The sequence below is a fragment of the Tepidanaerobacter sp. EBM-38 genome, from assembly GCA_001896545.1.
Lineage (GTDB): Bacteria > Bacillota > Thermosediminibacteria > Thermosediminibacterales > Tepidanaerobacteraceae > Tepidanaerobacter.
The window spans coordinates 20,181-40,521 of the sequence record MPOT01000079.1; the positions used below are offsets into that span (position 1 = coordinate 20,181).

Consider the following 20,341-nt stretch of genomic DNA (forward strand, 5'->3'; position numbering starts at 1 on the left):
ATCATAGTTTTAATCAAATATCAACTATATTACTTTTTTATGATATATTATTTTATTGTCAATGTCAACGTTTGCCCTTGCAATAAGCTGCTTCAAAAAGCTTTGGGTTGTTTGCTGCACATTTGTTATAGTGAAAAATTTGATAAGTTCCCTTATATTTTGTTGTGTGGTATAATGTTTTTATCTACTTTATAATTATTTTTAATTTAATATTAACCGACCATATATGCCTCAAACAAGATTGGTTTTTTAAAACTTTATTTGCTCAAGCTCATTTAATTGGGAGGACCAAGGGGAGGTTATCATGTCAAATAAAAAAAAGAATACAAAAAAGCGAAAAATACTTAATTGGCGCAGTATAATTATTTTCATTATGGTTTTAATTATCATTGGCTTTGGGACAGGCATCGGAGTATTTGCATCATATGTAAAGGATGCGCCGGAGTTTGACCCGAAAAAATTAAAACCCAGTGAAACTTCCATAGTGTATGCTCAAGACAACCAAGTTATAGCCGAATTACACGGTGAGCAAAATCGAATACAGGTGCCTTTAGAGAAAATACCTAAAAACCTAATAAATGCCTTTATTGCTATTGAAGATCAATACTTTTATTCACACAAAGGTGTAAACATACGTTCAATAATCGGATCTCTTGTTACCAACCTGGTTCATGGAGGTATTAAGCGAGGTGCCAGTACTATAACCCAGCAGTTGGTAAAAACTGCTTTTTTATCTCCTGAACAATCTTTAAAGCGAAAAGCCCAAGAGGCATGGCTTGCTATACAATTGGAAAGACATTATACAAAAGACCAGATAATGGAGTTTTATCTAAATCAAATTTATTTCGGGCATTCTGCTTACGGGGTTGAATCAGCCGCCGACACTTACTTTGGAAAAAGTGTTGAGGATTTAAATTTGGCTGAAGCCGCCATGCTTGCCGGGATACCAAAGGGACCTGCTTATTATTCACCTTACACTAATTTCGATAAGGCCAAGGAGCGTCAGGAAATTATCTTAAATGCTATGGCCGAAATGGGATTTATAAGTGAGGAAGAAGCAGAAAAAGCTAAACAAGAAGAAATAAAGCTTGTAGGAATAAAAGATGTAGCTGCAGATTACAAAGCTCCATACTTTACCGATTATGTAATACAAGAATTGGCAGCACTTTTTCAAAAGGAGTTAGGGCTTGCCGAAGACGAAGCCTATAATAAAATCTACACAGGCGGCTTAAAGATATATACAACGGTTGATATGAAAATTCAAGAAGAAGCCGAAAAGGTCTTGTCAGACCCGAAGAATTACCCCTATTCTAAAAATGATGCCAATGAGGTAGTCCAGCCACAAGCCGCTGCTGTTATAATCGATCCGCATACCGGATATATAAAGGCTCTAGTAGGCGGTCGTGAGCATCAGAGAAAATTAGGATTCAACAGGGCTTCTCAAGCTTTTCGGCAGCCTGGATCGACTTTTAAGCCTATTTTAGTATATACCGCTGCAATTGATATGGGCTATACGGCTGCTACAGTAATTGACGATTCCCCGGTGTCTTTTCCATCGGGATCCGGCACAGTATGGTCTCCTAAGAATTATACCAATGATTTCAAGGGCCTTACAACCATTAGAAAAGCCATAGCCAATTCGGTAAATATCGTAGCTGTGAAGGTATTTAATGAAATTGGCGTGGACAGGGGTATAGAATATGCACAAAAACTAGGTATAAAAAATCTCGTACTTACAGGAAATAAAAATGATAGGCAGCTTTCAGCCGCCCTCGGAGGTATTACAAAGGGGGTTACGCCTTTGGAACTGGTTTCGGCTTTTGGTACTTTAGCAAATGAGGGAACTCATGTGGAACCTATAGCAATTTTAAAAGTTGCAGATAAAAATGGAAGAACAATTTTTGAAAATAAGCCGGAGATGTGGAGCGCCGTCAGCAAACAGACTGCTTTCATTGTAACCGATATGCTTAGAAGTGTCGTAACAGAAGGCACTGGAAGAAGAGTGGCTGATTTTCCGTTCCCGGTAGCCGGAAAAACCGGTACCACCTCTGATGACAAAGACGTTTGGTGGGTAGCTTATACTCCTCATCTGGCAGGTGTAGTATGGATGGGACATGATGAGCCAACAACTATGCATAATGTAGCTGGGGGATATCAGCCGGCTTTAATGTGGAAACAAATTATGTCAGTGGCACATAAAGACCTTCCCAAGGCAACATTTGTAAAACCGGATGGTATAGTTGGCCCGATAGCTGTTTGCATAGATTCAGGGGATTTACCCTCGGAGTTTTGTTCAAAAGATCCAAGAGGTAATAGAATTAGACAGGAATACTTTATAAAAGGTACGCAGCCTGTAAAAACCTGTGATGTTCATGTAGAAGATTTTATTGATACCTCTACAAATTGCTTAGCAACAGAATTTTGCCCGGAAGAGTTAGTTCAAAGACAAGTTTTCATTAAGAGACGTGTTCCTTATTCACCATCTCCCACCGGTCAGATACCATTAGATGCAAAATATGAATTGCCAACAAAATACTGCGATGTTCACGAATCTGAGCCGGTAATTACTCCTCCTGATATAATTTTCCCCTGGGACGATGAAGATAATAATGAGAATGAGGAAAACGGATTCAATGAAAGCGGCAACGGTAATGGGGAAAATAATGAGCATAACCATAACAATGAAAACAATAACAGCAACTAACAGCATGATGTCAACCAGTTCTTGGATTTAGCAAATTTTTCCTTGTTTTCATCATGTGCATCCATGCCACGATGTTCCAAGCTCGAAAATTTTAACAGGGTTTTGCTTTGAACTGTCAAACTTGAGAAAAACTATCACATAACTAATTTGTTTAAATAAAATAAAAAAACACTTTTTGATTCAATACGACCAAAAAGTGTTTTTTTGTTACTCTAATTAGGTATTAAAGATTCTTGGTAAATGTATCCTTATCGGCATTTTACTTTACTTCTGTTTTAGGTATTCATCCGAATCTATTACATTGACACCATGCTCTTGTAAATATGCTGCCGTAACTCCCATCCCCTGGCGCAGGCTTTTCTTAAATGTTCCGTCATAAATACATTTACATCCGCATGAAGGGCTTTTTGACTTTAATATAGCCTTATCCGCATTTAATAGCTTTATAAGTTTTAGTGCTTCTTTGGCTCCTCTTAAGAAATTTTCAGTTACATCTTGGCCTTTATCTGTAATTACCTTTGCTTTGCCATCTATTACATCCCGACCGTCTCCATCGGCTATTTCTGAACAATCTCTAGGTGTAGGCAAGCCACCTGCCTGTTCAGGGCAAAAAGGCACTGCTATACCTTTTTTTACCATTTCGCAAAAACAGGGCTCTATATTATTTTCACCATCATATTTGGTATTTAAGCCGATCAAACACGCACTTATCAAAAATCTTTTCACAATTCAACCACCGTCACACCGGAGCCTCCTTCATCCATATTCCCTAATCTGAAAGCCTTAATATCCGACCTGGTTTTTAACATATCTGTTATTCCCTGACGTAAAGCGCCGGTGCCCTTGCCATGTATTAAAGTTACCCTCGCCACACCTGCCATCATTGCATCATCAAGATAGTTGTCTACTTCAGCCAAAGCTTCGTCAACCGTAAGACCTCTTAGGTCAATTTCTGTTGAAATTTCCTTGGCTTTACTCATAGCAATAGATGAATATCTGGATTTTTCCTCCTCAAACTCTATCTGTTCTATAGGTATAAGACTTTCTGCCGGAACATTTACTTTCATAATTCCAACCTGTACCTGAGCTGATTTCGAGGCTTCATCCAGTGATAAAATATAACCTTCTTGATTCAAACCTGCTATCTTTACTTTTTGACCGGGTTTTAACGGTTTTTTGTATTTCTTTGCCGCATTTATAATTAAAGCATTTTTTGAGTCCTGCAGTTTTTCATCAGTTTTTCTAAGCCAAGACCTTGCTTGTTCTACAGCCTTGTTTCTAATATGAATTTGATTTTCTGTCTCGGCATCTTTTAAGCTTCCAATAATTTGTTCAGCTTCTCTTTCAATATTATCAAGTAACAATCGAGCTTTTATCTTGGATTTTTCAATAATTTTTTCCTGCTGTATTCGCAGTTTTTGTTGTTCTTCTTCTAACCTATCGATTTTTTTTAGGTATTCCATTTTTAAAGCTCGCAGTTCTTCCCTTTCTTCTTCGACCTTATTCTTTTGCAACTCTATATGTGTAAGCAAATCCTCCAGCTTTAAACTTTCTTCAGCCATCAAACTTTTGCCTAAGTCCACCACTTCTTGCTTTAAGCCAAGTCTCTTTGCTATTTCAAAAGCATTGCTCTTGCCCGGAATCCCTATTGTTAGTCTATAAGTTGGGCTTAAGGTTTGTATATCAAATTCCATGCTGGCATTTTCAACACCCTCTTTAGAAAAGGCGAATGTTTTAAGTTCACTGTAGTGGGTAGTAGCCAAAACCCTGCTTCCTTTTTCATAGAGGTAATTTAATATAGCCATAGCCAAAGCCGCACCTTCTGTCGGGTCTGTGCCAGCTCCTAATTCATCAAGAATTATTAAGCTATCTTTCGTAGCCAGGTCAAGGATTTCCTTTATATTTTTCATGTGAGAAGAAAAAGTGCTGAGACTTTGTTCAATGCTTTGCTCATCACCTATATCTGCGAAAACCTCTTCAAAAATTGAAACTTCAGTTCCTTCTTGAGCAGGCAAATGCAGTCCCGATTGAGCCATAAGTATAAAAAGGCCGACGGTTTTTAAAGCAACCGTCTTACCTCCGGTATTAGGCCCAGTGATTATCAATATGTTGAATTTATCGCCAAGATACACGTCCAGGGGAACCACTTCACCTTTTAGGAGCGGATGCCTTCCTTGTATTATATTTATATATCCTCGATTATTGAAGATTGGCTCAGTGCCTTTTATGTCCAAGCTGTAGCCTGCCTTTGCCATGATAAAATCCAGATGAGCCAAACCATATAATGTATCATGAATAAAATCATAATTTTCCTGTATCTTTTTTGAAAAATCCCATAAAATTCTTTCAATTTCCTTCTTTTCCTCAATCTCAAGTTGTCTGAGTTCATTGTTCATTTGCATTACTGCCATGGGTTCTATATATAGCGTCGCTCCACTGGCCGATTGGTCATGGATAACTCCCTGAATACTGCCGCGAAATTCCTGTTTTACCGGAACAACATAACGGTCTTGTCGAACAGTAACTATTGGATCCTGTAATGCTTTCTGGTAGTAAGGAGAGGAAATTATTTCATTTAATTTGTTTCTTATGCTCTGGGCCAGATTCTTCTTTTGTCTTCTGATTGAACTCAACTTAGGACTGGCATTATCAGCTATTTCCTCATCACTTACAATTGCTTTTTCTATTTTTTCCTCCAAGGATTGAAATATATGCAAGCCATTTACTATTTCATTTATGATTACACTGTCTGCCAGCTTCGTTTCATTCCATGCAGATTTAATTAATCGGGCGGCTCTCATTGTTGATGCTATATCCAAAAGCTCGCCCGGAGAAAGCACAGACCCAAGTTTAGCCAAATTAAGGCTATTTCTTATATCCTTGATTCCTCCAAGGGGTATTTTGATTCCGGAGTTGAGCAATGCCAAACCTTCGCTGGTTTCCCTCTGGAGCGTTTTGACCAAATCCTCATCAGAAGAAGGTCTCATGCGGGCTATCTTTTCTTTTGCCAGCGATGAAACTGCGTATTCCATTAATATGCTCTTTATCTTATCATATTCTAAAACAGTTTCGACTTTATTGTTCATTGCATCACCTTTAAAAAGTCCAAAAGTTTTTCAAGGGAAAAAGTATTTATAACATTTTCGGGTTCAAGCCAACCTCGCCTTGCTACCCATAATCCATACTTCATGTCCGTCAATGTTTCTTTGTCATGAGCATCGGTATTTATGGCAATTTTTATGCCCATCTCCTTTGCCCTTTTTGCCATCACATCATTCAAATCCAGTCTATCAGGCGAAGCATTTATTTCAAGTACAGTACCGGTTGTAGCCGCTGCTTCAAATACCAAGTCCATATCAATATCATAGGGGGCTCTCCTGCCTAAAATTCTTCCCGTAGGATGTGCAATTATATTTACATAAGGATTATGACAAGCATTGACAATGCGTTTTGTCAAAGTTTTTCGGTCTTGGCGAAACCCACTGTGAATTGATGCAATAACGATATCTAATTCCTTTAAAATATCATCTGCAAAATCCAGTGTCCCATCGGTTAATATATCAACCTCGGCACCTGCTAAAATGTGTATTCCCTCAAGCTTGTTATTCATATCCCTGATAATATCAATCTGCTCTTTTAACCTGCTTTCATTAAGGCCACCGGCTATTCTCAAAGACTTAGAATGGTCGGTTATAGCTATATATTCATATCCTAGGGCTTTGGCTCTTTTGGCTATTGATTCCATAGAACTTACTCCATCACTGAAGTTGCTGTGGACATGAAGGTCGCCGCGGATGTCTTGCTGCTTTATAATCTCAGGCAGGCAGCCCTTCATAGCAGCCTCGATCTCTCCCCGCCCTTCTCTCAGCTCCGGTATTATATAGGGCATTCCCAGTTTTTCGTAAACCTCTTTTTCGCTTTTAGGATAAAATACCTCTTTGTTTTCTTTTTTTAAAATGCCATGCTCATTCAGTTCATATCCCATATTTGTAGCGATATTTTGAAGTTTAATATTATGCTCTTTGCTGCCGGTAAAGCATTGCAGTGCAGCGCAAAAAGCCCTGGTTTTGACAGCACTTAAATCTAGTTTGATACCCATGTTAAGCATTACACTTACTTTAGTCAAATCTTGGTCAAGGACCTCGGCAATATATGGAAGCCTTAAAAAATCCTTCAATATTGCCTCCGGACTTTCAGTAGCTATGACTATATCTATGTCTTTGACCATTTCTTTTTTGCGGCGCAAACTGCCGCTAATCTCAACATTTGTAACTTCTGTCATGCCGGACAATATAGATGAGATTCGTTCGGCAATGGGCAAGGCTGTTGCCAGTAAAATCTTGTCCGAATGATTTTTTAAGGTCTGTATGCCTTTTAAAATAGCCTGTTCTGTTTTTACTCCAATACCCGGTAATGTTCTGAGTTTGCGGCGGCGAGCAGCCTCTTCTAATTCTTCAATGGAGGATATGCCGAGAGAATCATAAACGAGCTTTATTTTTTTGGCCCCCATACCGGGTATTTTAAGCATTTCAACAAGGCCCGGCGGAAAATTCTTTTTAAGTTCTTCATAATAACGGCATGTGCCTGTATCAATAATTTCATAAATTTTCTCCGACAGAGCCTTTCCAATACCCTCGATTTCCTGTAATTGAGATTGCTTTGCTAAATCTTCAATCTCCAGCGGAAGATTTTCAATTGTATAAGCGGCTTTGCGATATGCTCTTATTTTAAAAAAGTTTTCACCTTTTATTTCCAGCATATTGGCAATATCATTAAAGATAAAAGCCACTTCAAAATTTCTCATAATTGTTCAATCCTTTGCTTCATCTCCAAATGTTGCTAAAAACTCTTCATATTCTTGTTTTAGTTTAAACAATTCATCGGTAATATTAAGAGCCGCCAGCACTGCAATTCGGGTTCGGCTCAAATTTGGGTAATCTTTGGAAAGGTTAAACATCTCCCTATCAACATATTGAGCTACTTTTTTAATATAGTCGACAGATGCCGTGCCTCTTAAATAATAATCTTCACCATTTATATTTACTTTAACCCTATTTAAGGGTTGAGCTTTATTAGGCATCCCAACCACCCTTAGTATTTATTATCGGTTTTTTAACAATTAATATTAATATTCTTCAAATACCGATGAAATCCTTTATTCTCTCAAAGTAGCATTGAATTTATCTTGAAGATGCTTCTTTATTTTCTCAATGATTTCATTGACTTCAGCATCTGTGAGAGTCCTGTCTTCTGCTCTAAATACCAGTGAAAAAGCCATGCTCTTGTGACCTTTAGCTATCTGGTCCCCTTGATATATATCAAAGAGTTCTACCCTTTCCAAGAGATTGCCTGCACTTTCTTTTATAGTATTTATTACATCTCCTACAAGAACTTTTTCATTTACTACTATTGCTAGATCACGATCAGAGGTTGGAAATTTAGGTAGTGGTTCAAAGTCTATTTTACCAGAAGTATTACTCAATATTATATCAAGATCTAATTCTGCTACATAAACTCTTTTACTTATTTCGTAATTTTCCAATACATCAGGGTTTATTTCTCCAGCAAATCCGATTACATAATTACCCAGTACAATTTTAGCGCATCGGCTCGTATGGAAAGCAAAATGCTGTTCTTGGAGGAAATTATAGTCTTTAATCCGCAACTTTCTAAATAGCGTTTCTATTACTCTTTTTAAATCATAAAAATCCATCAAGTCATCACATAGTCCGATAGCAATTCGCCTATTTTCATAAGGGAGCTCCTCAAGCGGCAATTTTTTAGGTAAATAGGCAGCACCAATTTCGAAAAATCTTAGTTCCTCTACTTTGTGGTTTAAGTTAAAACTTATAACATCAAGTATATTTGGCATAAGCGTAGTTCTCATTATGCTATGTTCTTCTCCCAGGGGGTTTAAAAGCGTGATAGCCTGCCTTAGAGGACTGTTTTGCGGTGCATTTATACTGTCAAAGACTTTTGGACTTATAAAAGAATATGTGTATATTTCAGAATACCCATTATACACTAATACATCCTTTATCTCATTTATATATTTCTGATGGTCACTTAATTTACCATGTGTTACATTACCTGTTGGTAAAGTAATAGGTAGCCTGTCATAACCATACATTCTCCCGATTTCCTCTATTATATCTGCTTCCTCTACAAGATCTGACCTGAAAGTAGGAGCAATTGCCTTCATGCCATCTGCTGTGGAATTAACCGTAATTTCCAAGCGGTTTAATATATCTACCATTTCATTTGTAGAAATATCTGTTCCAAGCACACTGTTTATTTTATCCGGATTAAAAGGTATTTCTTTTGGAGCGGTTTTCCCGGGAAACACATCAATGTATCCCTTTAAAACTTTTCCGGCGCCAAGCTGTTCTATTAGCTCACAAGCCCTATTGGCAGCTTGCAAACAAATATTTGGGTCAATGCCTTTTTCAAATCTCATAGACGATTCCGACCTCAGTCCCAGCTGCTTTGATGTTCTGCGTATATTAGGTCCAAAGAAATTAGCTGATTCTATAAGTACACACTTGGTTGACGAAGTTATTTCGGAATCGGCCCCGCCCATTACTCCAGCAATACCTAGAGGTTTTTTATCATCTGCGATTAGTAACGTATTTTCATTTATTTCGCGAATATTGCCATCCAGTGTTTCTATTTTTTCAGAGGCCTTTCCTCTACGAACAATAATCGAACGCCCTTCGACTTTATCATAATCAAAAGCATGAAGTGGCTGTCCCACTTCCAACATTACATAGTTTGTAATATCTACAATATTGTTTATAGAACGAATACCACAGGTTTGAAGTCTTCGCTGCATCCACAGAGGTGATGGTTCTATAACAATGTCTTTCACTAAGCGGGCTACATACCTGTTGCACAAATCTTCGGCTTCTATACTTATCTTTACATTATCTTTAACACAGTCTTCAGCTTCTTCTTTTAAGTTTATCTCAGGTATCCTAAAATTAGATTTGAAGGTCGCTGCCGTTTCACGGGCTATACCTATAATGCTTAAGCAATCAGGGCGGTTGGGAGTTATTTCAAAATCGATAACCGCATCCTCTAAATTCAGATAGTCTTTAATATCCATCCCTAGTGGAGCATCTTCGGGTAATATTAATATTCCATCTTGCATCTCTTTAGGCAAGCCATGGTCGTCTAATCCTAATTCCTCTGCCGAACACAGCATTCCAGCCGATTCTATGCCGCGGAGTTTAGATGTTCGAATCTTTTTACCGCCTGTGATGGTTGAACCATGCAGGGCTACCGGAACTTTATCCCCTGCTTTTATGTTTGTGGCTCCCGTTACAATTTGAATGGTTTCTGCCCCTGTATTTACATACACTATCACCAGTTTATCAGCATCCGGATGTTTTTGGACTTTTTGAATTTCGCCAATGACTATATTCTTAATATCTGTCCCCCAATGCTCGATGCCCTCAACGTTCGAACCAGACATAGTAAGTCTTTTTGAAAGTTCTTCGGGTTCTTCATTTATATCAACAAATTCTTTTAACCAGCTAATTGGTACCAGCATTTGAACTCCTCCTTAAAACTGCTTTAAAAATCGCAGGTCATTTTCATAAAAAAGTCTTAAATCATTTATACCATATTTAAGCATAGCTATTCTTTCTACACCCATGCCAAAGGCAAATCCGTTTATTTTTTCAGGGTCGTGGCCTACATTGCAAAGAACATTAGGGTGCACCATACCGCAACCGAGTATTTCCAGCCAACCGGTATAAGAGCATACACGGCAGCCTTTTCCATGACAGGCTATGCATGATATATCCATTTCAGCACTGGGCTCTGTGAAAGGGAAAAAATGAGGACGAAATCGGGATTTTCGATCATGGCCAAACATTTCATGTGTAAAAGCAACAAGGGTCCCTTTAAGGTCGCCCATGGTAAAGCCTTCACCTATGGCAAGGCCCTCCACCTGATGAAACATAGGAGAATGTGTGGCATCCACAGCATCAGATCTAAAAACCCTGCCAGGCGCAATAATCTTCAACGGTGGCTGTTGTTTTTCCATAGTCCTTATTTGAACCGGTGATGTCTGGGTTCTAAGCAAGATTTCATCGGTTATATAAAAAGTATCCTGAACATCTCTGGCCGGGTGATCCGGCGGTGTATTCAAAGCCTCAAAATTATAGTAATCAAGTTCAATCTCTGGTCCTTCCGCTACTTGATATCCCAAGCCTATAAATATATCTCTGATTTCATCCATAATCAAGGTAAGCGGATGCCTGCTGCCTAAGGAAACTTTTGTAGGAATAGTCACATCAATAAATTCCTGTCGCATTTTATTTTCTTTTAAAGTTTTCCTTAGTTGTTGCATTTTCTCAGAAATCTTTTGCTCTAAGTCTGCCTTTACTTCATTTGCCAATTTACCGATAATCGGCCTTTCTTCCGGAGTTAATTTAGCCATATCTCTGAGTATCTGAGTAAGTTCACCCTTTTTACCCAATATCTTTACTCTTAGCTCGTTTAATTCATCGATATTGTCAGACTTGGATAAAATTTCTAAGGTCTTTTCTTTTAAGCGCATTAAATCTTCTTTCAAGTTGACTAACCTCCTGTATAAAATTAAATAACAAAAAAACTTTCGTCCAGCTAGGGACGAAAGTTTCCTTCCGTGGTACCACCCTTTTTTAGTTTGAAATACAAACTCTCACAAATTCTGTAACGGCGAAAACCGGGGAGATTTACTACCTGCTAGGCTTCGACCTCCCTGCTTCAGAGCGAACTTCGGCGGATTCTCCCTGCGAAGGCTTACAGTCTTTGACCTTCGCTCCCTAAAAGGATCCTCGCGCTTACTCTCTCCTTCATAGCATTTCATGACATTAGCAATTCTCTATAAATAAGATAAGCCGTAATAGACCCGGTAACCTCAAAAATATTCCAAAAAAATTCGGCTATAGGCACTGTGCTCCACCCTTTCCTAAGGTTTACACACACATATTATAGCACAGCATAAAACTATTTACAAGTTGAGGGAACAGGCTTAATCCTTTGTTTTACCGCTTCAAAAACCATAATTCCATGGGCTATGGCGACATTTAAAGACTCGGCGCTACCTGGCATTGGAATTTTAACCAATTCATCGGAAATCTGAACTATTTCTTTTGAAACCCCTTCATCCTCCGAACCCATAACTATTACGGTACAAACCTTGTAATTTATATCATAATAATGCTTTTTAGCCTTCAAATGTGTTGTTACTACTTTCCCGCCTTTTCCTTTTAATTCAATGAGCGTTTTTATCAAATCATCAGTTTGAATTATTGGTATATGAAATAGGGAACCCATGGCAGAGCGCACAACTTTAGGATTATATATATCCACGCATTCTTGTCCAATAACAATTGCATCGGCGCCGGCAGCATCAGCTGTTCTTATTATCGTTCCCATATTGCCCGGATCCTGTATTCGATCTAGTGCAATCATCAGGAAATTTTCTTTTTGCACATCTTCGATATTTGTATCCTTGAAATTTACAACTGCCATGATACCTTGGGGTGTGACCGTATCAGTCAATTCGTTAAATAGGTTGCCTTTTACTTGATATAATCGGTTTGAAGAAACCTGCTTGCTTAATGTTTTAATGAAATCGGTATTTGATTTAAGAAAATCATCAGATATGACAACAAACCTAACTTCATAATTCGATTTGATAGATTCAGCTACATTTTTTAAACCCTCAACAATAAAACAACGGTTTTTCATTCTGGCTTTCTTGGATTTTCTTAAATCTCTAACTAGTTTTTGTTGATTTTTAGAAAGTTGTTTTGTCATTTTTTTACCGACACCCAGCCATTATGAGATGCTTTCATATCATATACATCATAAATGCTTTTCCATATTTTCGATATCGTGTTTTTGCCCAACTACCGCAAGCACATCGCCTTTTAAAATGACATCATCGCCATTAGGTGATATCATTACATCGCCATCGCGTTTTATAGCAATAACATTCAAGCCATACTTGCGTCTCATATTGAGCTGACTAAGGCTCTTATTGAACCAAGGCGGTATAGCGCTTATCTCTATAATAGAATACTCAGGTGAAAGCTCTATATAATCAAGAATATTAGATAGGGTTAAATTATGTGCTACTCTGATACCCATATCCCTTTCAGGAAAAACTATCCTATCCGCACCTATTTTATATAACACTTTTCCATGCAGCTCATTCTGTGCCTTTGCTACTACATATTTAATGCCCATTTCTTTTAATATTAGTGTAACCAGTATGCTAGCCTGAATATCATTTCCTATGCTCACCACTGCCACATCAAAATTTCTAACACCTAATGCCTTTAATGCATTTTCGTCCGTTGCATCAGCCTTAACAGCATGTGTAATACTGTCAGCTACATTTTGAACTATTTCCTCGTCAATGTCAATCCCAAGTACATCGTGGCCTAAGTCATACAATGTCTCAGCTAAACTTAATCCAAACCTGCCTAACCCTATAACAACAAATTGTTTCAATACAATCGCCTCCGCATCTTATCCAACCAGAATTCTTTCTTCCGGAAATCTTATCATAGCCTTGTTTATTCTGCTGCCAAGAGCCATAGCAAGGGTAAGTGGTCCAACTCGTCCTGCAAACATGGTTAAAATTATTATGATTTTACCAATACTTGTAAGCTCGGTAGTAATTCCTAAAGTTAAGCCAACTGTTCCAAAAGCTGAGGTCGTTTCAAACAGAATTGATAGAAAATCTGTTTTTTCAGTAATGGTCAGCAAAAATGAGCTTGTAAATACTAATAATAAAGCTATTACTCCAATAACCACAGCCTTAAATATATTATCTATAGGCACTCGCCTTTGATAAATCTCAACATCTTCTTTGGAAGCAAGTATCGTATAAATCATCATGATGATTATTGCAAATGTAGAGGTTTTTATGCCTCCTCCGGTAGAAGCGGGTGATGCTCCTATAAACATTAAAAATATCGTGAAATATTTTGACGGCATTGTCAAGTCCGAAAGATTGAGTGTATTAAAACCTGCCGTTCTTGCCGTTACTGATTGAAATGCCGCAGCTAAAATTTTTCCGGTTGGAGAAAGATTGCCCAATGTTTTAATATTGGAATACTCTAAGCAATAAAAGGCAATAAAGCCTGAAACCAATAATAGTAACGTCATAGTAATAACAACTTTAGAGTGTAAGGAAAGATGTTTGAAATTTCTTTTTAGTAGAAGATCATTAATTACCGTAAATCCAAGCCCACCAAATATTATTAACCCCATTATTACACCATTTATTAATGGATCTTCTACAAAAGGTGTAAGATTCTTAAATCCTCCTATAAGGTCAAAGCCCGCATTGTTAAATGCCGAAACTGCATGAAACACTCCGTAGTAAATCCCTTTGCTTATACCATATATCTGTGTAAATCGTATAGATAAAAGCATTGCACCTATTCCTTCAAAAATAAATGTTGTAAGCAGTATATGCCGCGTTAATTTTACAAGGCCCGATAATGTGGATTGATTTAAAGCTTCCTGCATCACAATACGCTCGCGAAGCGTTATTTTTTTCCCAAGCAGCAAAAAAATCAAGGTAGCCATTGTCATTATTCCTAGACCACCCATTTGAATTAGGCACATTATAACTATCTGACCAAATGTGGAAAATTGAGTTTGTGTATCAACAACCACCAAACCTGTAACACATACGGCAGATGTGGAAGTAAATAAAGCATTTAGAAAACCTATGCTCTGACCGCTCTTTGAAGCTGAAGGCAGATTTAAAAGAATACCTCCGACAAGTATCAAAGCGGCAAAGCCGAATACAAGTATTTGAGTAGGTTTTAACTTTCTTAACCCGAAATGCAGTATCTTGATTTCAACCGCCTCCGAAAAGTCCAAAAAAGCGACCGAAGCCGCTTTTTATTTACTGTTTGCCTTAGCAATATCTACTAATTGTGTAAAACCGTTAGCATCATTTATCGCCATTTCTGATAACATTTTGCGATTAATCTGTACACCGGCTTTTTTAAGCCCGTTAATAAACTTACTATAGGATATGCCGTTAGATCTGGCTGCTGCATTAATTCTAGCGATCCACAGCTTCCTAAAATCTCTCTTCTTAAGTTTTCTTCCTCTGTAAGCGTGAGATTGAGCTTTGAGGACAGCCTGATTAGCCGGTCTGAATAATTTGCTTTTTGATCCTCTATATCCTTTTGCAAGCTTGATAACTTTTTTATGTTTTTTACGAGCAGTAACTCCTTTTTTAACTCGTGCCATACTTATCCTCCTTTAGCGTTCATTACATGTAAGGTATTACCTGTTTTATTCTCTTGTGATCTGCCTTGCTTAAAATTGCAGGTTTCCTCAGATGCCTTTTTCTCTTAGAAGTTTTTTTGGTTAATATATGACTTTTATAGGCTTTTGACCTTTTTATTTTCCCTGTCTTTGTAACTTTAAATCTCTTTGCTGCACCTCTATGTGTTTTAACTTTTGGCATTAATATCACTCCTTATTTGTAGTTTGTTTTGGTGCAATTACCATGACCATATTTCTGCCTTCCATTTTGGGCGGTTTTTCAACCACACCCACTTCGCTTATGCTTTCAACCACTCTATTTAAAACCTCTTCACCCAGTTTTGTATGAGTCATCTGTCTGCCACGAAATCTTATGCTTACCTTTACTTTATCCCCATCTTTTAAGAATTTAATGGTATTTTTTAATCTTACTTGAAAATCATGCTCATCAATGGTAGGATTCATTCTGATTTCTTTTACATTAATTATTTTTTGCTTTTTACGAGCCTCTTTGTCACGCTTACTCTGTTCATATTTATACTTCCCAAAATCCATAATTTTACATACCGGCGGCTTTGCATCAGATGCGATTTTTACCAAATCTAGCTGAACTTCCTGGGCATAATGCAAGGCATCTTTTAATGACATAATTCCAAGTTGCTTTCCATCAGGGGATATTACTCTTACCTCTTTGTCTCTTATTTCATGATTCACCTGGATGTCTTTGTCTTTACTAATACTGTTCACCTCCAAAATTATAAAAATAAAAAGGGACAAGAAGAATCACTCGTCCCTATTGAAATCTGTGGGATAATAACCTTATAAGCTTTCGCCATAAGGTGAGAATATATCTTCTGCTTAAAATTACTTTATTATCTTTTCACTACATCAGTAAATATATCACATATTTACCTTTAATGTCAATTAAATTTTGAAGCCAATGTCAATACCTCATCGATAAACGTCTCAACAGGTTTTTGCCCTACATCGCCTTTTTCTCTAGTCCGCACTGAAACCGTGTTTTCATTCGCTTCTTTGTCACCTACGACAAGCATATAAGGGATTTTTTTCATCTGTGCGTCTCTTACCTTATAGCCTATTTTTTCATTTCTTTCGTCTACTTCCACTCGGATACCGGCTTCTTCCAACTGTTTCTTTACTTTATAGGCATAATCCATGTGTTTTTCACTTATGGGAAGAATCCTTGCCTGCACGGGAGCAAGCCAAACCGGAAAGGCTCCTGCATAATGTTCAATTAATATTCCGATAAAGCGCTCAATGCTTCCAAAGATAACCCTGTGAATCATAACCGGCCGGTGCTTTTCACCATCTGCCCCGATATATGACAAGTCAAAGCGCTCAGGCATCTGGAAATCCAATTGAATGGTTCCGCACTGCCATGTTCTGCCTAAACTGTCCTTTAAATGAAAGTCAATTTTAGGGCCGTAAAAAGCTCCATCACCCTCATTAATCTTATATGACATGCCCTTTTTATCCAAAGCTCCTTGCAAAGCTGCTGTTGCCTGGTCCCATAGTTCATCAGAACCCATGGAATTTTCTGGTCTTGTGGACAGCTCTACATTATATTCAAAACCGAATATCTGATAAAAGTAGTCTACCAAATCTATCACACCAATTATCTCATCTTCTATTTGAGAAGGCATCATGAATATATGTGCATCATCCTGTGTAAAACATCTTACCCTCATAAGGCCGTGCAAAACTCCAGAAAGCTCATGACGATGCACCAAGCCAAGTTCGCCTAATCTAATGGGTAAATCTCTGTAGCTTCGAGAATCTGTTTTATACATGAGTATGCCTCCAGGGCAATTCATGGGTTTTACAGCATAATTCATATCATCAATTTTTGTAAAATACATATTTTCCTTATAGTGATCCCAATGGCCAGATCTTCTCCAAAGCTCTTCATTTAATATGATTGGAGTTTTTATTTCTTGATAGCCTCTTTTACTATGTTCCTTGCGCCAGAAATCTGTCAACAAATTCCATATTATCATGCCCTTTGGATGAAAAAACGGAAATCCAGGACCTTCTTCGTGAATACTGAAAAGATCCAATTCTTTACCTAGTTTTCGGTGGTCGCGTTTTTTGGCCTCTTCTATGCGTGTTAAATATTCGTCCAGCATAGATTTTTTTGGAAATGAGATGCCATAAATCCTCTGGAGCATCTTATTATGTTCATCGCCCCTCCAATAAGCACCTGCCAGACTCGTAAGTTTAAATGCCTTTATCCTTCCAGTGGAAGGAATATGAGGCCCTGCACAAAGATCCTTAAACTCGCCCTGCTGATAAAAGCTAATGGGTGCTCCTTCCGGAAGGGCTTCTACTAATTCTACCTTATATGGTTCATTTATTTTGTTAAGTTCTTCTATAGCTTCTTCTTTGGATACATTTTTACGACAAAAAGCATAGTCTTCAGCAATTATTTTAGCCATTTCCTGCTCTATTTTTTCAAGGTCCGATGGGGTAAAGCTTTCATCCCGGTCAAAATCATAATAAAATCCTTCATCGATAGCCGGACCTATGGCTAATTTAGTTTCGGGGAATAATCGTTTTACGGCTTGTGCCATAACATGTGACGAGCTATGCCAAAATACTTTTCGCCCTTCTTCATCTTCAAATGTCAAAAACTGTACATTACAATCTTTATCAACTTTCGAACTAAGGTCTTTAATAACGCCGTCAACTTTAGCAGCTAGAGCTTCCTTGCCTAATTTCCTGCTTATATTTTCGGCGATTTCAAGTAATGTAATACCTTTTTGATATACTTTTTCAACTCCATCTTTTAAACTCACTTTTACTTGTTCCATAATATCCCTTCCTTTTGTCCTTAAATACAGATATGTTACAAATATAATTTATTTTTTAAAATCAAAAACCTCGCATCCCTTAAGGGACGAGAGGTTTTCCCGCGGTTCCACCCTAATTTAAACTCATTTTAATAAGGCTTATAGCCATAAAACTCCGAGTTGGTCTTCGGTCTACTATTCCCAGGGCTTTCGCAGCTTCCGGCCCCTCTCTTTAGAGAAAATCGTAAACTTACTCTTCTCTTCATAGTTTTTATATAAATAGAATTTTATTTATTATAATTCTATTGATTACTATTGTCAAGAGCGCACTTGCCGTATACTATGACAACTAATGCCAACGAATTTTGCTATATATATTATAAGAAATAATAAGAAACCAGTGCTTGTACTATACCAACAAAAAATCCCATTACACCTCCTAGAACTTCTATCTGCTTTAATTCTTGCTTTGAAAGTCTGATAATCAAATCTTCCAGTTCTTCTAAATCAAATGAATTAATCTTTTCTTCCACGAGCTCTTTAAGCTGAAATTCTTTCTTTGCCTTTTGAATGAGCGTTGCCTTCATCTCATCAAAAAGTTCATTTCCATTACGATCGATTATATCGCCAACATAATTTGCTATAGACCCGCGAAGACCGGAAGGTAGAAATCCGGGAAGTTTATCATCAATCTTTGTTGCTACAACATCCTTTATATATTTTATTATTTCAGTTTTATTTTTATCGGAAGCCAAGCTTTCTATAATTTCTTCCATAGAAATAATCTCATTTTCTAAAGCTTCTCCAATGCTTCTAGATATATCCAGCCTTCGCTTCGGAATTAAACCCTGTATTTCAATCCCAAGAAGGGGAATTTTAATGGGGTTTAAAGGCCGAAAGATAAGTTTTATAGCAAAAAGGTTAGTTCCCCAACCGATAAATGCTCCGATTATCGGCATCAATGCCAACTGAATGTATGCATTCATAAAAGTATCACCATTTTTCCGATTTAGCATTCTAAATAAATAAGATAAGCTATAACTAAAATTCAAACAAAGTATTTAAAATTAGCTTAAACACAGCCTTAACTATGATAGCATACTTTCAATAGAAAAAAAAGAGCCTTTGGCCCTCATTTTGTCGTTAAAGGTTTTGATTTTAGGCATATATTACAGCTATTGCAAAAGTGTATCCGGCCTTCAAAAATATTATAAATGGTATTAATAACCTCTATTTTATCTTCTCCCGTAAACCCATGGATAATGATTTTCCTTGGAGCTATATTTATCAAAGTGCTTATAACTATGTCATCTGTACTCACTTCATCATTTTCCTGTGCCAGTAAATCCAAACTCAAATCATTCTCTATAAATTTAGAGTCTTCATCCATTAGTATTATTTTGGTATTGCAAAATACCACATTTACTAAATCTCTTTTAGGTTCTTGAAGGTCGACAAAATAACGAAGTAAGTCGATAAACTCTTTATACTCCCTATCAATAAGGTATTCATCAATAGCTGTGTCTACTAACTCTTCCAACTGTTCCATATATTCTCTTAAGCGAAAGTCAATAAAACCGTCCAGCATGATTATATTATTATCTGCAAGATATTCTCTGATTTTATGTACTACACAAATCTTACGTTTTATTTTGCTTGAGGTATCTTGAGTTAAATTTAACTCGCCGCAATTTGCAATATCCAACGTGAAATCATATATTCGATTTTGTTCGATTTCGTTGAAATAAAAGCAGTTATCTCTTATTATTTTTTTAATCAAAATTGGTTCCCAATAATCCATTACAATATCTGAAAGTGCGTTAGCTATGGAATTAACAAATGTTTGCCGCATGATTTTATAATGATTTTCTTTTAATATTATCTCATCTTCTATATAACAATAAAAAAATACAGCATTACCTTTATAATTCTTTTTCAGGGTTACATTAAATCCTTTTTTACTTAAAATATCAAATTCCAGTTTCAATCTATCTTCAAAACCTTCTACAGGTTTAATAGAACCAATTGACAGTATTCTCACCTCAACCACTCCTTTTATTTTTGTAGTATATATTATATGTCTGTAGCTTATACCATATACAACAAAACAAAGGAAGTAGTTCCAATAAATTCATTTTGAATTTTCAGTCTTTTTTCTGCATAAAAATGGTGGGCGCTGTAAGGATTGAACTTACGACCCCTTCCGCGTCAAGGAAGTGCTCTCCCACTGAGCTAAGCGCCCACATCATTGGTGCCGGGAACCGGAATCGAACCGGTATGGGATTTGACTCCCGCAGGATTTTAAGTCCTGTGCGTCTGCCTGTTCCGCCACCCCGGCAGAACTAATTAATTGGAGGCGGCACCCAGATTTGAACTGGGGGTAAAGGTTTTGCAGACCTCTGCCTTACCACTTGGCTATGCCGCCTGAAGATACAAATGGAGCGGAAGACGGGATTTGAACCCGCGACCCTCGCCTTGGCAAGGCGATGCTCTACCACTGAGCCACTTCCGCACATCTATGGTGCCTTGGGGC

The 20,341-nt window shown here is 37.4% G+C and carries 17 protein-coding genes, 4 tRNA genes and 3 other annotated features (1 of these 24 running past the window's edge); of the genes, 1 reads left to right on the plus strand and 20 read right to left on the minus strand.

Features of this window, described 5'->3' with window-relative positions; all coding sequences use genetic code 11:
* Positions 1-14, minus strand: a binding site (T-box leader) (it extends 222 nt beyond the left edge of the window).
* Positions 15-304: 290 nt separating this feature from the next.
* Complete coding sequence (locus BUC45_RS08930; protein ID WP_296971734.1) at positions 305-2,704, plus strand: transglycosylase domain-containing protein; 2,400 nt, start codon at positions 305-307, stop codon at positions 2,702-2,704.
* 264 nt (positions 2,705-2,968) lie between these two features.
* Here BUC45_RS08930 and BUC45_RS08935 read toward each other — a convergent pair whose 3' ends face one another.
* From BUC45_RS08935 to BUC45_RS09025, 20 genes are all read right to left on the minus strand, one after another.
* A complete protein-coding gene (locus BUC45_RS08935) occupies positions 2,969-3,430 on the minus strand; it encodes a DUF523 domain-containing protein (protein WP_296971735.1) in 462 nt (153 codons plus the stop codon).
* A complete protein-coding gene (locus BUC45_RS08940; protein WP_296971736.1) occupies positions 3,427-5,790 on the minus strand; it encodes an endonuclease MutS2 in 2,364 nt (787 codons plus the stop codon). The genes BUC45_RS08935 and BUC45_RS08940 overlap by 4 nt, the downstream gene beginning before the upstream one ends.
* Complete coding sequence (gene polX, locus BUC45_RS08945; protein ID WP_296971737.1) at positions 5,787-7,508, minus strand: DNA polymerase/3'-5' exonuclease PolX; 1,722 nt, start codon at positions 7,506-7,508, stop codon at positions 5,787-5,789. The genes BUC45_RS08940 and polX overlap by 4 nt, the downstream gene beginning before the upstream one ends.
* A gap of 6 nt (positions 7,509-7,514) precedes the next feature.
* The gene (locus BUC45_RS08950) at positions 7,515-7,784 is read right to left on the minus strand and encodes a cell division protein ZapA (protein WP_296971739.1); all 270 of its coding nucleotides are present in this window, start codon (positions 7,782-7,784) and stop codon (positions 7,515-7,517) included.
* A 75-nt stretch (positions 7,785-7,859) separates the two neighbouring features.
* Positions 7,860-10,256, minus strand: coding sequence for a phenylalanine--tRNA ligase subunit beta (gene pheT, locus BUC45_RS08955; RefSeq protein ID WP_296971741.1), 2,397 nt, complete (start codon positions 10,254-10,256; stop codon positions 7,860-7,862).
* A gap of 12 nt (positions 10,257-10,268) precedes the next feature.
* Positions 10,269-11,285 (minus strand): phenylalanine--tRNA ligase subunit alpha, encoded by a 1,017-nt coding sequence (gene pheS, locus BUC45_RS08960; protein ID WP_296971742.1) that lies wholly within the window; start codon positions 11,283-11,285, stop codon positions 10,269-10,271.
* A 49-nt stretch (positions 11,286-11,334) separates the two neighbouring features.
* Positions 11,335-11,560: a binding site (T-box leader), on the minus strand.
* Positions 11,558-11,680, minus strand: coding sequence for a YqzL family protein (locus BUC45_RS12030; protein WP_366750040.1), 123 nt, complete (start codon positions 11,678-11,680; stop codon positions 11,558-11,560). It overlaps the preceding feature by 3 nt.
* A gap of 21 nt (positions 11,681-11,701) precedes the next feature.
* Positions 11,702-12,517, minus strand: a complete 816-nt coding sequence (locus BUC45_RS08965) for an RNA methyltransferase (RefSeq protein ID WP_296971743.1) — start codon at positions 12,515-12,517, stop codon at positions 11,702-11,704.
* A gap of 48 nt (positions 12,518-12,565) precedes the next feature.
* On the minus strand, positions 12,566-13,222 hold the full coding sequence (locus BUC45_RS08970) for a TrkA family potassium uptake protein (protein WP_366750046.1): 657 nt from the start codon (positions 13,220-13,222) through the stop codon (positions 12,566-12,568).
* Positions 13,223-13,234: 12 nt separating this feature from the next.
* Positions 13,235-14,602, minus strand: a complete 1,368-nt coding sequence (locus tag BUC45_RS08975; RefSeq protein ID WP_296971745.1) for a TrkH family potassium uptake protein — start codon at positions 14,600-14,602, stop codon at positions 13,235-13,237.
* A gap of 21 nt (positions 14,603-14,623) precedes the next feature.
* Positions 14,624-14,980 (minus strand): 50S ribosomal protein L20, encoded by a 357-nt coding sequence (gene rplT / locus BUC45_RS08980; RefSeq protein ID WP_013777782.1) that lies wholly within the window; start codon positions 14,978-14,980, stop codon positions 14,624-14,626.
* Positions 14,981-15,002: 22 nt separating this feature from the next.
* Positions 15,003-15,200: a 50S ribosomal protein L35 gene (gene rpmI / locus BUC45_RS08985; RefSeq protein ID WP_013777781.1), complete on the minus strand. Its 198-nt coding sequence runs from the start codon at positions 15,198-15,200 to the stop codon at positions 15,003-15,005.
* 5 nt (positions 15,201-15,205) lie between these two features.
* A complete protein-coding gene (gene infC / locus BUC45_RS08990; protein ID WP_366750043.1) occupies positions 15,206-15,751 on the minus strand; it encodes a translation initiation factor IF-3 in 546 nt (181 codons plus the stop codon).
* A 167-nt stretch (positions 15,752-15,918) separates the two neighbouring features.
* Positions 15,919-17,829, minus strand: a complete 1,911-nt coding sequence (gene thrS / locus BUC45_RS08995; protein WP_296971746.1) for a threonine--tRNA ligase — start codon at positions 17,827-17,829, stop codon at positions 15,919-15,921.
* 79 nt (positions 17,830-17,908) lie between these two features.
* Positions 17,909-18,083 (minus strand) — a binding site (T-box leader).
* Between the two features lie 102 nt (positions 18,084-18,185).
* A complete protein-coding gene (locus tag BUC45_RS09000; RefSeq protein ID WP_296971747.1) occupies positions 18,186-18,794 on the minus strand; it encodes a DUF445 family protein in 609 nt (202 codons plus the stop codon).
* A 146-nt stretch (positions 18,795-18,940) separates the two neighbouring features.
* Complete coding sequence (locus tag BUC45_RS09005) at positions 18,941-19,849, minus strand: putative sporulation protein YtxC (protein ID WP_296971750.1); 909 nt, start codon at positions 19,847-19,849, stop codon at positions 18,941-18,943.
* 126 nt (positions 19,850-19,975) lie between these two features.
* A tRNA-Val gene (locus tag BUC45_RS09010) sits at positions 19,976-20,050 on the minus strand.
* A gap of 7 nt (positions 20,051-20,057) precedes the next feature.
* Positions 20,058-20,146 (minus strand) — tRNA-Leu (locus BUC45_RS09015).
* A 13-nt stretch (positions 20,147-20,159) separates the two neighbouring features.
* Positions 20,160-20,233: transfer RNA gene (locus BUC45_RS09020), tRNA-Cys, on the minus strand.
* A gap of 12 nt (positions 20,234-20,245) precedes the next feature.
* Positions 20,246-20,320, minus strand: a tRNA-Gly gene (locus BUC45_RS09025).
* Positions 20,321-20,341 lie beyond the last annotated feature (21 nt).